Origin of the sequence: Micromonospora sp. S-DT3-3-22, assembly GCF_015354745.1 — a bacterium.
In the GTDB taxonomy this organism is placed as follows: Bacteria; Actinomycetota; Actinomycetes; order Mycobacteriales; family Micromonosporaceae; genus Micromonospora; species Micromonospora wenchangensis.
The window spans coordinates 31,360-46,044 of the sequence record NZ_JACGMO010000054.1 but is presented as its reverse complement, the minus strand read 5'-3'; the positions used below and the strand labels follow the sequence as shown (position 1 = coordinate 46,044).

Annotated in this window: 15 protein-coding genes and 1 pseudogene; 9 read left to right on the top strand and 7 right to left on the bottom strand. The window is 73.5% G+C overall.

Going from position 1 to position 14,685, the window contains the following annotated elements; genetic code table 11:
• Positions 1–804: pseudogene (locus tag H1A17_RS17345) on the bottom strand (hypothetical protein); the annotation flags it as partial.
• A 161-nt stretch (positions 805–965) separates the two neighbouring features.
• Here H1A17_RS17345 and H1A17_RS17340 point away from each other — a divergent pair.
• The 3 genes from H1A17_RS17340 to H1A17_RS17330 are packed head-to-tail and all read left to right on the top strand — an operon-like array spanning position 966 to position 3,602.
• Positions 966–1,814 (top strand): ABC-2 family transporter protein, encoded by an 849-nt coding sequence (locus H1A17_RS17340; RefSeq protein ID WP_194822340.1) that lies wholly within the window; start codon positions 966–968, stop codon positions 1,812–1,814.
• Positions 1,807–2,625, top strand: coding sequence for an ABC transporter permease (locus tag H1A17_RS17335; protein WP_145921061.1), 819 nt, complete (start codon positions 1,807–1,809; stop codon positions 2,623–2,625). Before H1A17_RS17340 ends, H1A17_RS17335 begins: the two co-directional genes overlap by 8 nt.
• A complete protein-coding gene (locus H1A17_RS17330; protein WP_145921060.1) occupies positions 2,622–3,602 on the top strand; it encodes an ATP-binding cassette domain-containing protein in 981 nt (326 codons plus the stop codon). The genes H1A17_RS17335 and H1A17_RS17330 overlap by 4 nt, the downstream gene beginning before the upstream one ends.
• Before the next feature lie 103 nt (positions 3,603–3,705).
• Here the strand turns inward: H1A17_RS17330 and H1A17_RS17325 are convergent, their stop codons facing one another.
• The 3 genes from H1A17_RS17325 to nadA all read right to left on the bottom strand — a co-directional run bounded on the left by H1A17_RS17325 (position 3,706) and on the right by nadA (position 7,225).
• The gene (locus H1A17_RS17325) at positions 3,706–4,329 is read right to left on the bottom strand and encodes a DUF3043 domain-containing protein (protein WP_145921059.1); all 624 of its coding nucleotides are present in this window, start codon (positions 4,327–4,329) and stop codon (positions 3,706–3,708) included.
• Between the two features lie 101 nt (positions 4,330–4,430).
• Positions 4,431–5,786 carry a UDP-N-acetylglucosamine 1-carboxyvinyltransferase gene (gene murA, locus H1A17_RS17320; RefSeq protein ID WP_145921058.1) on the bottom strand — a complete coding sequence of 452 codons (1,356 nt, stop codon included), beginning with the start codon at positions 5,784–5,786 and terminating at the stop codon, positions 4,431–4,433.
• A gap of 239 nt (positions 5,787–6,025) precedes the next feature.
• Entirely contained in the window at positions 6,026–7,225 is a 1,200-nt protein-coding gene (gene nadA / locus H1A17_RS17315; RefSeq protein WP_145921057.1) for a quinolinate synthase NadA, read from the bottom strand.
• Positions 7,226–7,319: 94 nt separating this feature from the next.
• Here nadA and H1A17_RS17310 point away from each other — a divergent pair, with 94 nt between their 5' ends.
• The 4 genes from H1A17_RS17310 (at position 7,320) to H1A17_RS17295 (ending at position 10,727) form a co-directional block, all read left to right on the top strand.
• On the top strand, positions 7,320–8,456 hold the full coding sequence (locus H1A17_RS17310; protein WP_194822339.1) for a glycerate kinase: 1,137 nt from the start codon (positions 7,320–7,322) through the stop codon (positions 8,454–8,456).
• A gap of 172 nt (positions 8,457–8,628) precedes the next feature.
• Positions 8,629–8,997, top strand: coding sequence for an iron-sulfur cluster insertion protein ErpA (erpA, locus tag H1A17_RS17305; protein WP_088644658.1), 369 nt, complete (start codon positions 8,629–8,631; stop codon positions 8,995–8,997).
• A 234-nt stretch (positions 8,998–9,231) separates the two neighbouring features.
• Positions 9,232–10,209, top strand: a complete 978-nt coding sequence (locus H1A17_RS17300) for a carbohydrate kinase family protein (protein ID WP_145921055.1) — start codon at positions 9,232–9,234, stop codon at positions 10,207–10,209.
• The gene (locus tag H1A17_RS17295) at positions 10,206–10,727 is read left to right on the top strand and encodes an ATP-binding protein (RefSeq protein WP_145921054.1); all 522 of its coding nucleotides are present in this window, start codon (positions 10,206–10,208) and stop codon (positions 10,725–10,727) included. The genes H1A17_RS17300 and H1A17_RS17295 overlap by 4 nt, the downstream gene beginning before the upstream one ends.
• 337 nt (positions 10,728–11,064) lie before the next feature.
• On the opposite strand, the gene H1A17_RS17290 is transcribed toward H1A17_RS17295, so the two are convergent.
• The gene (locus H1A17_RS17290) at positions 11,065–11,304 is read right to left on the bottom strand and encodes a sulfurtransferase TusA family protein (RefSeq protein WP_145922966.1); all 240 of its coding nucleotides are present in this window, start codon (positions 11,302–11,304) and stop codon (positions 11,065–11,067) included.
• Between the two features lie 77 nt (positions 11,305–11,381).
• Entirely contained in the window at positions 11,382–12,533 is a 1,152-nt protein-coding gene (locus H1A17_RS17285; RefSeq protein WP_194822338.1) for an aminotransferase class V-fold PLP-dependent enzyme, read from the bottom strand.
• A gap of 170 nt (positions 12,534–12,703) precedes the next feature.
• Here H1A17_RS17285 and coxB point away from each other — a divergent pair, with 170 nt between their 5' ends.
• Together coxB and H1A17_RS17275 are read left to right on the top strand one after the other, a co-directional pair.
• Positions 12,704–13,675 carry a cytochrome c oxidase subunit II gene (gene coxB / locus H1A17_RS17280; RefSeq protein WP_088644664.1) on the top strand — a complete coding sequence of 324 codons (972 nt, stop codon included), beginning with the start codon at positions 12,704–12,706 and terminating at the stop codon, positions 13,673–13,675.
• A 10-nt stretch (positions 13,676–13,685) separates the two neighbouring features.
• Entirely contained in the window at positions 13,686–14,114 is a 429-nt protein-coding gene (locus tag H1A17_RS17275) for a cytochrome c oxidase subunit 4 (protein ID WP_088644665.1), read from the top strand.
• Between the two features lie 118 nt (positions 14,115–14,232).
• On the opposite strand, the gene H1A17_RS17270 is transcribed toward H1A17_RS17275, so the two are convergent.
• The gene (locus H1A17_RS17270; protein ID WP_194822337.1) at positions 14,233–14,646 is read right to left on the bottom strand and encodes a VOC family protein; all 414 of its coding nucleotides are present in this window, start codon (positions 14,644–14,646) and stop codon (positions 14,233–14,235) included.
• Positions 14,647–14,685: the final 39 nt, after the last annotated feature.

Here is a 14,685-nt window from a genome sequence, read left to right as displayed (position 1 = left end):
GTCCTCGACCGGTCGGCGGTCCCCGCCCAGGCGGTCGCCGGCGGGGCGGCGGTCGGTGGTGGGGCGTTCGCTCGTGGTACGCCGCCTCGGCAGGCCCTCGTCGGGTTCGCGCGGCCGGTCCGGTTCGGTGAACCGGTCGGGGCGGGCGCGGGGCGGCTCGTGGCGGGGCGCGGGGGACACGGGCGGGCGGCCGGGGGAGACCGGGGTGATGCCGGGTGCGCTCCGCTCCTGCCGGGGCGGGCCGTCGTACCGGTCGGTGCCGGCCCGGTCGCGGTGCCAACCGGTCGGTGCCGGTTCGGCCCCGCCCCGCCGCCGGTCCGACCAGCTGATCCGGTCGGCCGGTCGGTCGTCGTACCGTTCGGGTGCGGGCGGCCGGCGTTCCCGCTGCCAGATCGGCTCGTCCGACGGCCGCCGGTACGCCTCGTCGGCGGGCCGCCGGTACACGTCGTCCGCAGGCCCCCGGTACGCGTCGTCCGCGGGCCCCCGGTACGTCTCGTCGGCCAGCCGGCGGTACGGGTCGTGGTCGCCGTGCCGCTCGTCGCGGGGACCGTCCCAGCGGGGCGGCTCGTCGTCCAGGTCGGACCAGGACCGGCCGAGGTAGGTGCCGTCGGGGCGGGTCGGGGCGAGCGGGGGCACCTCGGCGCGGCCGGAGGCGGTGCCCCGGGCCCGGGGGTCGGTGTAGCGGGAGCCGATGTCGCCGGGGTAGCGCTGGCCGGGGAACTGCGGATGCCATTCGCTCGTCGGTTCGATCACCCAGGACGGTTCCGCCGGGGCGTCCCAGCGGTCGGACCAGCCGCCCGTCACCGGGTGGCTCCGGGTCCACGCGTGCGGCGCGGCCCGATGCCCGGCTCGCGTCGCTCGCTCACGGCGGTGTCACCTCGTTGCAAATTGTCGTGCAGGGCGCCCCGGGATGCCGGTAGAGTCCCCCGTCCGGCACGGCGGGGCTGCGGAAGGAGGGTAACGGCGTGGGCTCGGTCACCGCCACTGCGGCACCGTCCACGAGCGCAAACGTTACCCGATGGTTCCGGACATTCGGGGCCATATCCCGGGCCGGATTCCGGCGCTACTCCACCTACCGGCAGGCGGCCCTGGCCGGGGCCGTGACCAACACCGTTTTCGGTTTCCTGCGCTGCGCGGTGCTGCTGGCCGCCGCCGGTTCCGCGGGCGTCGGCGGGTACGACCGGGCCCAGCTCGCCACCTTCGTCTGGGCGGGTCAGGGGCTGATCGCCGTCGTGCTGCTCTGGGGCTGGACGGACCTGGCCGACCGGATCCGTACCGGCGACGTGGCCGCCGACCTGCTCCGCCCGGTGCATCCGGTGACCAGCTACCTCGCCACCGACCTGGGCCGGGCCGGGTACGCCGCCCTGGCCCGGCTGCTGCCGCCGGTCCTGGTGGGGCCGCTGTTCTTCGACGTCTACCTGCCGTCGCGGTGGTCGACGGTCGGGCTCTTCGTGGTCTCGGTGGTGACCGCCGTGGTGCTCTGTTTCGGCTGCCGGTTCCTGGTCAACGCCACCGCCTACTGGTGGCAGGACGCGCGGGGCCCGATGCTGCTGTGGACCCTCGGTTCGGGGGTGCTGGCCGGGCTCTACTTCCCGCTGCGCTTCCTGCCCGAATGGCTGCAACTGGTGCTGTGGTGCGGCACGCCGTTCCCGAGCCTGCTGCAGACCCCGCTCGACGTGCTCGTGGAGCGGGACCCGCCGGCGGTCCAGGTCGGCCTGGTCGCGCTCCAGCTCGGCTGGGCGGTGCTGGTGCTGGCGGTCTGCCGGCTGGTGCAGCGGCGGGCCGAACGTCACCTGGTGGTGCAGGGTGGTTGAGCCACGGGCGGGTGGGACGTTCGCGGCGTACCGGGCGTTGCTCGGGGCGCAGGCCCGCGCGCAGACCACCTACCGGGCGTCGTTCCTGCTGGACCTGGTGGGCAACGTCGGGGCCACCGTGTTCGACGTGGTCACCGTCCTGGTGATCTACGGGGTGACCCGGGAGCTGGGCGGGTTCACGCTGCGCGAGACGCTGGTGATGGTGGGCCTGTCGGCCAGCGCCTTCGCCGTGGCGGACCTGCTGGTCGGCAACATCGAACGGCTGCCCGCGCACGTGCGCACCGGCCTGTTCGACGCGGTGCTGCTCCGCCCGCTCGGCGCGCTGCCCCAGCTGCTGCTGATGAACCTGCCGCTGCGCAAGGTGTCCCGGGGCCTGTTCGGGGTGGGCGTGCTGGTGGTGGCGCTGACCTCGGCCGGGATCGACTGGACCCCGGCCCGGGTGGTGTTGGCGGTGGTCGCCCCGCTGGCCGGGGTGGTCTTCTTCGGCTCGGTCTTCGTGGCCACCGCCACCGTGTCGTTCTGGTGGGTCGACTCCGGTGAGCTGGCCAACGCGGTCACCTACGGCGGGCGGGACTTCACCACGTACCCGGTGACCGTCTTCGACGGGTGGTTCCGGGCCGCCTTCGCGTACGGCCTGGGGTTCGCCTTCGTCAGTTACCAGCCGGCGCTGGCGCTGCTCGGCCGCGCCGACCCGCTCGGCCTACCGTCGTGGGCCGGCTGGGTCGCGCCGGGGGTGGCGCTGGTCGCCGTCGCCGGCGCGGCGGCGGCCTGGCGCACCGGCATCCGCCACTACCGGAGTACGGGGTCATGAGCGTCATCGAACTGGACGGGCTGCGCAAGGAGTTCACGGTACGGGTGAAGGCGGGCCGGCTGCGCCGGGAGAAACGGACCGTCACCGCCGTGGACGGCATCGACCTGCGGGTGGAGCGCGGCGAGCTGCTCGGCTACATCGGCCCGAACGGGGCGGGCAAGTCGACCACCCTGAAGATGCTCACCGGGGTGCTGAGTCCGTCGGCGGGGCGGGCCCGGGTGTGCGGGCTGCGCCCGGTCGCCGACCGGACCCGGCTGGCGCTGCGGATCGGGGTGGTCTTCGGTCAGCGTTCCCAACTGTGGTGGGACCTGCCGCTTGCCGATTCGTTCGACCTGCTGCGGCACCTCTACCGGGTGCCGGCCGCCGCGCACGCCGCCCGGCTGCGCCGCTGCCGTGACCTGCTCGACCTGGACGACTTCCTGACCACCCCGGTACGCCAGCTGTCGCTGGGGCAGCGGATGCGGGGCGAGTTGACGGCCGCGCTGCTGCACGACCCGCAGGTGCTCTTCCTCGACGAGCCGACCATCGGGTTGGACGTGGTGAGCCGGCAGGCGGTCCGGGGGTTCCTCGCCGAGCTGGGCCGGGCCGGCGACACCACGCTGGTGCTCACCACCCACGACCTGGCCGACATCGAGCGGCTCTGCGCCCGGCTGGTGGTGGTCGACCACGGCCGGGTGGTGCACGACGGGTCGATCGCCGCCCTGCACGCCCGGTACGGCTCTCGCCGGCTCGTCGTCGCCGACCTGGACGCCCCGCTGGCGGTCCCGCCGCAACCGGCGGGGGCGGCGCTGCACCGGGTCGAGGCGGACGGCCACCGGCTGGTCTACGCGTTGGAGTCGGCGGGGGTGGCGGAGGTGGTGTCCGCGCTGGCCGGGCTGGCCGCGCTGCGGGACCTCTCGATCGTCGAACCGGACATCGAGGACGTGGTGGCCCGGCTCTACCGGAGCCCGGCCCCCGACCCGCGCCGCCCGTCCTGACCGCCCCGCTCCCGCCCCGCCGTCCGGGCCCGCCGGACACGACGACGGCCCGCCGGACACGACGACGGCCCCGCCGCCGGGCGGGGCCGTCGGGAGACGTCGGTCAGATCGGGTCGCCGATGTTCACCCGGGGGGCCGGGGCGCGCATCCGGCGGAAGGTGATCGACCGCATGATCGCGTAGAGGTAGAGCGACCCCATCCGCTCGCCGCTGTTGGGGTGGCGTTCCCGCACCAGCTTCTTGATCCGCCGGGAGATCAGCACCGAGTCGATCACCACGCCGAGCGCGAGCGCCCCCCACACGACGTTCGAGGCGAGCCGGATCGCCGACGGCATCGCCGCGTTCGACCCGATCAGCACGATCAACGCGCCGCCGAAGAACCAGGTGCCGATGGTCCGCCGGGAGTCGACCACGTTGCGGGCGAGCAGCCGTTCCGGCCCCCGGTCCCGGGGGCCGCCCTCGCGGCGGAACTCGGCGGCGGCCTCGGTGCGCGCCTTGCGACGCTGCTCCCGGGCCTCCTCCTTGGTCAGCGGCCGGGTCGGGCCGGCCGGCCGGCGACCGGCGACCGGCCGCTTCGGGGTCTCGACGCCCAGTTCCTTCTTGCTCGGGGTGTAGCCCCGGGGGCGCGCGGCGGATGGCTCCTCGGTCACTACCGGGGCGGTGGCGGAGGAGTCGGAGTCGGCGGACTTGCGGCGAAACAGCGACGGCACGAGGTGAAGGGTAGCCATACGACGGCGCCCGGTGCACATCACGGGTGCACCGGGCGCTCGGTGGAGCGGGTCGGCCGGGACGACGGCAGGGGTCCGGGCCGGCCGGGGGACGCGGCTGGTTACGGCCGCTCGACGTGCGCGCCGAGGCTGGCCAGCTTCGCCTCGAAGTCCTCGTAGCCCCGGTTGATCAGGTCGACGCCGTACACCCGGGAGGTGCCCTCGGCGGCGAGCGCCGCGATCAGGTGGCTGAACCCGGCCCGCAGGTCCGGGATGACCAGGTCGGCGGCGTGCAGCTTGCTCGGGCCGGCGATCACCGCGGAGTGCTTGAAGTTGCGCCGGCCGAACCGGCACGGGGTGCCGCCGAGGCAGTCCCGGTAGACCTGGATGTTGGCGCCCATGGTGTTCAGCGCCTCGGTGTAGCCGAGCCGCTGCTCGTAGACCGTCTCGTGGACGATCGACAGGCCCCGGGCCTGGGTCAGCGCCACCACGAGGGGCTGCTGCCAGTCGGTCATGAAACCGGGGTGCACGTCGGTCTCCAGCGCCACCGCGTTCAGTTCGCCGCCCGGGTGCCAGAACCGGATGCCGCCCTCCTGGCCCGGGTCGCCGAGCTTCGGCGGGCGGGCGTCGGTGACCTCGTACTCGCCGCCGACGGAGCGGAAGACGTTCAGGAAGGTCATCATGTCGGCCTGCTGCGCGCCGAGCACCTCGACGTGCCCCCGGGTGGCCAGCGCCGCCGCCGCCCAGCTCGCCGCCTCGATCCGGTCGGGGATCGGCCGGTGGGTGTAGCCGTGCAGCTTCTTGACGCCCTGGATCTCGATCACCCGGTCGGTGTGCACCTTGATGATCGCGCCCATCTTCTGCAGGATGCAGATCAGGTCGATGATCTCGGGCTCGACGGCGGCGTTGCGCAGCTCGGTGACGCCCTCGGCCATCACCGCGGTCAGCAGCACCTGCTCGGTCGCGCCGACGCTCGGGTACGGCAGGGCGAACTTGGTGCCGTGCAGCCCGTTCGGCGCGGACAGGTGCAGGCCCTCGGGGGTCTTGTCGACCGTCGCGCCGAACTCGCGCAGCGCCTGGAGGTGGAAGTCGATCGGGCGCGGGCCGATGTGGCAGCCGCCCAGGTCGGGGATGAAGGCGTGGCCGAGGCGGTGCAGCAGCGGGCCGCAGAACAGGATCGGGATCCGGCTGGAGCCGGCGTGCACGTTGATCTGGTCGGTGCTGGCGCTCTCGACGTTCGACGGGTCGAAGACCAGCTCGCCGTCCTCGGTGCCGTCGGTCACCTTCACCCCGTGCAGGCCGAGCAGCCCGCGGACCACCTCGACGTCACGGATCCTGGGAACGTCGAACAGCCGGCTGGGCGAGTCGCCCAGCAGTGCCGCGACCATCGCCTTGGAGACCAGGTTCTTCGCGCCGCGCACGCGGATCCGCCCTTCGAGCGGGGTACCTCCGTGTACGACCAGGACATCGTCCGTCAACGCAAACCTCCAGCGCGTGTCGGGTGGTGCGGGGTGAGTCGATGATGGGGCATGCTGTCCAGCTGTCCGGTACGAGCTGTCCAGCTACCCGGAACGGGGCCGGCCCAAAACGGTCCCCGTGGTACGTCGCCCCGGCAGCATAGCCCTCCGTGACGAAATAGGAATTGGTCACCGCGCCGGTACGGGAACGAACCGGCGATTCCGGTACGTTTCCGTACTTCGGTGGTGACTTCGGGTGATCAGGCGGTGGCGGGCGGCGGGGTGTCGGCACCCGGCAACGCGAGCATCTGGTCCAGCGCCACCCGGGCGTGGTGCGCGGTGTCCGCGTCGACCGTGATCTGGTTGACGACCCGTCCGGCGACCAGCTCCTCCAGCGCCCAGACCAGGTGCGGCAGGTCGATCCGGTTCATCGTGGAGCAGTAGCAGACCGCCTTGTCCAGGAACATGATCTGCTTGTCCGGGTGGGCCAGCGCCAGCCGGCGGACCAGGTTCAGCTCGGTGCCGACCGCCCACGCCGAGCCGGCCGGGGCCGCCTCGATCGCCTTGATGATGTACTCCGTCGAACCGACCTGGTCGGCGGCGGTGACCACCTCGTGCCGGCACTCCGGGTGGACCAGCACGGTGACCCCGGGCACCCGGGCCCGGACGTCCTGCACGCTGTCCAGGGTGAACCGGCCGTGCACCGAGCAGTGCCCCCGCCACAGGATCATCTTCGCGTCGCGCAGCTGCTCAGCGGTGAGCCCGCCCTGCGGCTTGTGCGGGTCGTAGAGCACGCAGTCGTCGAGCGAGTAGCCCAGCTCCAGCACGGCGGTGTTGCGGCCGAGGTGCTGGTCGGGCAGGAACAGCACCTTCGAACCCTGCGCGTACGCCCAGTCCAGCGCCCGCTTCGCGTTCGACGAGGTGCAGACCACGCCGCCGTTGCGGCCGACGAAGCCCTTGATGTCGGCCGAGGAGTTCATGTACGTCACCGGGACGGTGTCCGCCGCGACGCCCAGGTCGGTCAGCACCTCCCAGGCCCGCTCGACCTGCGACAGCACCGCCATGTCGGCCATCGAGCAGCCGGCCGCCAGGTCGGGCAGGATCACCCGCTGCGCGTCGGTGGTGAGGATGTCGGCGCTCTCGGCCATGAAGTGCACGCCGCAGAAGACGATGTACTCGGCGTCCGGGCGGGCCGCGGCCTCCCGGGCCAGCTTGAACGAGTCGCCGGTGACGTCGGCGAACTGGATCACCTCGTCGCGCTGGTAGTGGTGGCCGAGAACGAACACCTTCGTGCCCAGCGCGGCCTTCGCCGCCGTCGCCCGGGCCACCAGGTCCGGGTCGCTCGGCGCCGGCAGGTCTCCCGGACACTCCACGCCACGCTCGGTGGCGGGGTCGCTGCCGCGGCCGAGGAGCAGCAGCGCGGTCGCCGTGTTGGAGGGTTCCACCCAGGTCGAAGTCACGTCCTCATGGTCCCACAACGGGCCGTTCGCACGACCGCTGCCGGTGTGGGCTGCCACACTGCCCCGCGCCGATGTGGCCTGCCACACTCGGGGCATGCGCGTGCTGCTCTGTCCGGACAAGTTCGCCGGCACCCTGGAGGCCCCGGAGGTGGCCGCCGCCGTCGCCGCCGGCTGGCGCGAGGTCGACGACGCCGACGAGCTGCTCATCCGTCCCCTCGCCGACGGCGGGCCGGGCTTCGTCACGGTGCTCGCCGACGCGCTCGACGGGCGGCGGGTGCCGGTGCCGACGGTCGACCCGCTGGGCCGGCCCGTGACCGGTGAGATCCTGCTCACCGCCGACGGCGTCGGCTACCTGGAGAGCGCCCAGGCGTGCGGGCTGCACCTGCTGACCGCCGCCGAACGCGACCCGAAGGCCACCACCTCGTACGGCCTCGGCGCGCTGGTCGCCGCCGCCGTCGAGCACGGGGCCCGGACGGTGGTGGTCGGGCTGGGCGGTTCCGGCACCAACGACGGCGGGGCCGGCCTGTTCGCCGCCCTCGGGGCGACGCCGCTCGACGACGCAGGCCGGGCCCTGCCGTACGGCGGGGCGGCGCTGACCGCCGTCGCCGCCCTCGACGGGACGCCCCGACTGCGCGACGCGACCCTGGTCGCCGCCACCGACGTGGACAACCCGCTGCTCGGCCTGCACGGCGCGAGCAGCGTCTACGGCCCGCAGAAGGGCGCCGACCGGGCCGACGTGCTGCTGCTCGACGCCGCGTTGGAACGCTGGGCGGCGGTGCTGGAGAAGGACCTGCCCGGCTGCCCGCCCGGCCTCGGCGGGCTGCCCGGCGGGGGCGCGGCCGGCGGCCTCGGCGCGGCGATCCTGGCCCTCGGCGGGCGCTGCGAATCCGGCATCGCCCTGGTCGGCCGGGCGATCGGCCTGGAGGCCGCGCTGGACGACTGCGATCTGGTGATCACCGGGGAGGGGTCGTTCGACCACCAGTCGCTGCGCGGCAAGGTGGTCGCCGGGGTGGCCGGCGCGGCCCGCGACCGGGGGGTGCCCTGCGTGGTGCTGGCGGGACGGGTGAGCACCGGCCGGCGGGAGGCCGCCTCGGCCGGGGTGACCGAGGCGTACAGCCTGGTGGAGCACTTCGGCGGCGAGGAAGGCGGCGGGGTGGCGGCGGCGATGGGCCGGCCCGCCGAGGGGCTGCGGGCGCTCGGCGCGCGGCTGGCCCGGCAGTGGAGCCGTTGAGCCCACCGGGACGGCCGGGGCCGCCGTGGCCCGCCGGCGGCGGCGATCGCGCCGGCCGGGTGGGCTCCGCCGGGGCGGCGTACCATCGGAGGTGGACCACACCGGGAATCACTGGCCGCGACGTGCTGTTGGCCAGGGTGTCCGGACCCATACCGCGCAGGGAGATTTCCACGTGACCACGCCAGCGCAGACCGACCCGACCGAGGCCCAGGCCCCCACTTCCGTCGTCCTCACCGACGTTGCGGCGCAGAAGGTCAAGGCCCTGATCGAGCAGGAGGGCCGCGACGACCTGCGGCTGCGGGTCGCGGTGCAGCCGGGTGGCTGCTCCGGCCTGCGGTACCAGCTCTTCTTCGACGAGCGTTCGCTCGACGGTGACGTCGTCACCGACTTCGGTGGGGTCGAGGTCGTCGTCGACCGGATGAGCGCCCCCTACCTGACCGGGGCGACCATCGACTTCGCCGACCGGATCGACGCCCAGGGCTTCACCATCGACAACCCGAACGCGGGCAGCTCCTGCGCCTGCGGCGACTCGTTCAGCTGAGTCGCGGGCCGTCGCGCCCGACGGGGCCGTCCCACCACGGGACGGCCCCGTCGTCGCGTCCGGCCCACCCGTCCGGCCGGACGGTCCGGCCCGTCGGTGGGGCTCCGGCACGGGGTGGCCGGCCCGTGTCGGGCGGATGAGCAGGTGGTGGCCGGTGGTCGTCCGACCCCCGACCGTCGCCCGAGCGCGACCGGTAGGCTGACCCGCGCCGTGCTCCCGACCCCGAGGGTTGACATGAAGATCGCCGTGACCGGCTCGATCGCGACCGACCACCTGATGAGCTTCCCGGGTCGCTTCGCCGACCAGCTCATCGCCGACCAGCTGCACAAGGTGTCGCTCTCCTTCCTGGTGGACGATCTGGTGCTGCGCCGGGGCGGGGTGGCCGCCAACATCGCCTTCGGCATGGGGCAGCTCGGGCTGAGCCCGATCCTGCTCGGCGCGGTCGGCGCCGACTTCGCCGACTACCGCTCCTGGCTGGAGCGGCACGGCGTGGACTGCGACTCGGTGCACGTCAGTGAGGTGGCGCACACCGCCCGCTTCGTCTGCACCACCGACACCGACATGTGCCAGATCGCCTCGTTCTACGCCGGGGCGATGAGCGAGGCCCGCAACATCGAGCTGGGCCCCGTCGCGCAGCGGCTCGGCGGCCTGGACCTGGTGCTGATCGGCGCGAACGACCCGGAGGCGATGGTCCGGCACTCGGCCGAGTGCCGGGACCGGGGCTACGCGTTCGTCGCCGACCCGTCGCAGCAGCTCGCCCGGATGGACGGCGACGACGTGGTCTCGCTGATCGACGGCGCCGAGTACCTGATGACCAACGACTACGAGAAGTCCCTGCTCCAGAGCAAGGTCGGCCTGACCGACGCCCAGCTCCTGGAGCGGGTGAAGGTCCGGGTCACCACCCTCGGCAAGGACGGCGTCGAGATCGCCACCCGGGACGCGGAGCCGTTCCGGGTGCCGATCGCCCGGGAGATCCGGGCCGTCGACCCGACCGGTGTCGGCGACGGCTTCCGGGCCGGTTTCTTCGCCGCCCTGTCCTGGGGTCTCGGCCTGGAACGCGCCGCCCAGGTCGGCTCGCTGCTGGCCACCCTGGTGCTGGAGACCGTCGGCACCCAGGAGTACGACGTACGCCGTGACCTGTTCGTCAAGCGGATGGCCGAGTCGTACGGTGAGGCCGCCGCCGAGGACGTTCGGCCGCACCTGGTGCCATGACGCAGCTCCTGGTCGTGTTCGCCGGTCTGCCGGGGGTGGGTAAGAGCACCCTCGCCGGGCGGGTCGGAGTGGCGCTGGGCGCTGCGGTGCTGCCGGTCGACCCGATCGAGCGGGCGCTGGCCCGACACGGGCTGGCCGGCCACGGGGCGGGGCTGGCCGGCCATGGTCCCGGCCTGGCCGGCTATGACGCGCTGGCCGGGCTGGCCGAGGTGCAGCTCGGGCTGGGCACCAGCGTGGTGGTCGACGCGGTCAACCCGGGAGCCGGCACCCGGGGGCTCTGGTTCGAGTTGGCCGAGCGGGCCGGGGTGCCGCTGCGGCTGATCGAGGTGTACTGCGGCGACGAGGCGGAACTGCGTCGCCGGGTCGAGGCCCGGCACGCCGCCGACCCGCTCGCCCCGACCTGGGAGCAGACCCGGCAGCGCGGCGCGGGGTACGAACCGCTGATCGGCCCCCGGCTGGTGGTCGACACCACCATCGCGATCGACCCGCTCCCGGCGATCCTGCGGTACCTCGCCTGACTGTGAGCGGCCGGCTGTCCTGGTCCCGGAGCGGGTGGCCAGCGCGGTGAGCCGGTCGATCGCGGGCTGGTCGGCCCCGCAGGCGCGGAGCACGGCAGCCGCGACGGGAGGATGTCGACCGGTCCCGCACCACCGCCGAGAGCGCGTCACGGCTCTTCACCCACACCGGCCGCGCCGCCTCCCCCGATCCGGATCGACACCCCACCCCTGTCGATCATGGAGTTGCGGTGCCTCCGAACCGGCAGTAATGCCGTAGACCGACCACCATAACTCCATGATCGACAGGGGCGGGGCGGGGCGGGGCGGGGCGGGGTGGGGTGGGGTGGGGCGGGGTGGGTCAGCGGGTGCGGCGGATGTCGTAGGCCGGGCCGTCGGGGAGGGCGGTGACGAACTCCTGGGCGCGCATCCGGCACCAGGCGGGGATGTCCACGGCGGCGGCCGGGTCGTCGGCGAGTACCCGCAGCACCGCGCCGACCGGCAGCTCCGGCAGGCGGCGGGCCAGCGCGATCACCGGCAGCGGGCAGCGCTGCCCCCGACAGTCCAGCACCTCGGTCGGGGCGGTCCCGTCGCCGCTGATCCCGGTCGGGCGGCCCACCGGCCCGGCCTCGTCGCCGCCCGCGCCGGCCGGAAGGTGATCCGGCCCGGTCGGGGTGGTCACAGGCCCACCACGCCGGCGTCGGCGCGCAGCTCGGCGACGATCCCGGGCAGCTCGGCGAGGAACCGCTCCACGTCCGCCGTGGTGGTCTCCCGGTGCAGCGAGACCCGGACGTTGCCGTGCGACAGCACCCCCATCGCCTCCAGCACGTGCGACGGGCGCAGCGTGGAGGAGGTGCAGGAGGAACCGGAGGAGACGGCGAAGCCGTGCCGGTCCAGCGCGTGCAGCAGCACCTCGCCGTCGACGTACAGGCAGGAGAACGTCACCAGGTGGGGGAGCCGGTCGACCGGGTCGCCGACCACCTCCACGTCCGGCACCTCGGCGGCGACCCGGGACCGGATCAGGTCCACCAGGGGCGTCAGCCGGGCCGCCTCGGCCGCCGCGTCGGCCGCCGCCGCGCGCAGGCTCGCCGCCGCCGCCACCACCGCCGGCAGGTTCACCACCCCGGGGGTACGCCCGAACTCCCGTTCGTCGGCCGGCCACGGCGACTCCCAGCGGGTGCCCTTGCGGACCACGAGCAGCCCGACCCCGGGCGGACCGCCCCACTTGTGTGCGCTGGCGGTCAGCACCGACCAGCCGGCCGGCACCGGCATCCGGCCGACGAGTTGGGCCGCGTCGACGTGCAGCGGCACCCCGACGGTGGCGCAGGCGTCGGCCGCCCCGGCGACCGGTTGCACGGTACCCACCTCGTGACTGGCCCCGATCAGCGTCGCCAGCGCCACCCCGGGGGAGCGCACCGCCGCCGACCAGGCGTCCAGGTCGAGGCGGCCGAGCCGGTCCACCGGTACGGAGGTCGCGACGCCGCCGGCCGACCCGTGCCGCTGTGCGGCGTGCAGCACCGCCGAGTGCTCGATCGCCGAGTGCACCAGCGTCGCCCCGGCCCGCTGCCGGCCGACCAGGCCACCGAGCACGGCGGAGTGCGCGGCGTGCGTACCGCTGGGGGTGAAGGAGACCTCGTCGGGGCGGACGCCGAGGGTGGCGGCGGTGGCCTCGCGGGCGGCGTCGAGGAGCTGCCCGGCGCGGCGGGCCCGGGTGTAGAGGCGGGCGGGGTCGGCCCAGCCGTCGTCGAGGGCGGCCAGCAGCGCCTGCCGGGCCACCGGGTGCAGCGGCGCGGCGGTGGCCGCGTCCAGGTAGACCGGGTGGGCACTCACGACCGCAGACGCTATCGCGTGGGGGCGGACGGCACCCCCCGATGGGGGCGGACACTGACCCCAAGACCGTCGAGCCCGCCATGGTCGAGTAATCTGCGACCGTCGGTGACGCCTTTGCCGTCGGTGCTGATGGAATACCCCACCGCGGCGCGCTAGGGAGGCAGGACCAGGTGGTCGCAAGGAGTTCGGAGGTACGGCCGTCGGCCGTACGGCACGGTGCTTCCCCCGGAGCCGGTGTGCGTCGGCGGCGTGGTGCTGGCCGGCTCGCCGGGCTCGGTCTCGGCGGAGCTGCGCTGCTGGTTCTGCTCACCGGGTGTGACGTCGGCCGCTCGGTCGACGGCTTCGGCTGGCCGCAGGGCGGCATCACCCCCGAGTCGCACCGGATGTACGACCTGTGGATCGCCTCCTGCATCGCCGCCCTGGCGGTCGGTGTCTTCGTCTGGGGCCTGATCTTCTGGTGCGTCGTGCGCTACCGCAAGCGCGGCAACGAGCTGCCGGTGCAGACCCGCTACAACCTGCCGATGGAGTTCCTCTACACCATCGCGCCGATCCTGATCGTCTCCGTGCTCTTCTACTACACGGCGGTGGTCCAGACCGACGTGGTGCGCACGACGAAGAACCCCGACGTCACCGTCGAGGTCGTCGCCTTCAAGTGGAACTGGCAGTTCAACTACCGCGACGGCCAGGGCACCGAGGCCAACACCGTCGCGTCGGTGCTGGGCACCAGCGAGGTCATCCCGGTGCTGGTGCTGCCGACCAACCGGTCCATCCGGTTCGAGGAGACCAGCCGCGACGTCATCCACTCCTTCTGGGTGCCGGAGCTGCTGTTCAAGCGCGACGTGATGCCCGGCAAGATCCGTAACGTGTTCGAGGTCTCCAAGCTGGAGTCCGAGGGGGCGTACGTGGGCCGCTGCGCCGAGCTGTGCGGCAGCTACCACGCCTTCATGAACTTCGAGCTGCGGGTGGTCTCCCCGGAGGCGTACGACCAGTTCCTCGCCGCGAAGCGGGACGGCAAGTCGACGCAGGAGGCGCTGACCGCCATCGGCCAGGACCCGTACGCGAAGACCACGCAGCCCTTCGACACCCGTCGTACGAAGGACAACTTCAACCCGGACGACGCGTCCGCGAGCGCGGGAAACTGAGGTATCCGGCATGAAGACCGAGTGGCGTATCTTCCTGATCATCGCCGTGTTCCTGCTCGGCGCGACGGCCCTCTACGGCGCGTGGACGTACGGCGACTCCGGTGGCCACGTCGAGTGGGTCGGCACGGTGGCTCTGCTGCTCTCCTTCCTGCTCTGCGCGATGTGCGGCGGCTTCTTCTGGTTCGTCTCCCGCCGCATCGACCTGCGCCCCGAGGACCGGCCGGACGGTGAGATCGCCGACGGCGCGGGCGAGATCGGCTTCTTCAGCCCCGGCAGCTACTGGCCGTTCGGGCTGGCGCTGGCCGCCGCGATCGCCGGCCTCGGCCTGGTGTTCTGGCAGTTCTGGCTGCTCGGCCTGGGCCTGGTACTGGTCATCTTCGCCGCCTGCGGCCTGCTCTTCGAGTACTACTCCGGCACCCGGCGCACCGCCGAGCACTGATCCGACGACGACGGGCCCGCCTCTCCCTACCCGGGAGGCGGGCCCGTCGTCGTCGCGTGATCGACTCCAGGGGGCCGAGGTGGCGGTGTCCCGGCGGACCTGTCACCGCCGCTTCGGCTCAGTTGAGCCGATCGGGCCAGACGGGTCCCTGGTCGGTCCAGGTGACACCCCGGTTGCGGCAGAGGCAGAAGGGGTGACCGACGGGGTCGGTGTAGACCCGCCATCCGTAGCCTTCGGGGCCGACGAAGTCCTGCTCCAGGGTCGCGCCGAGGGTCAGGACGCGGCGCTGTTCGGCCTCGATGTCGTCGACTTCGAAGTCGAGGTGGAACTGCTTGGGGTGCTCGCCGTCGGGCCACCGCGGGGCGTGGTACTCCGCCACCCTGATGAAGGCCAGCTCGATTTCGCCGAACCGGATGCCGGCCCACTCCTCGTCGCTGCCCTCCTTGACCGGGCGACCCGTCACCGCGGCGTAGAAGGCCGCCAGCCGCATCGTGTCCGGGCAGTCGATGATGAAATCCGTGAGTCGGAGCATCCGGTGATCCTGTCATGCCGCTCAGCAGGCCGGAGCCCG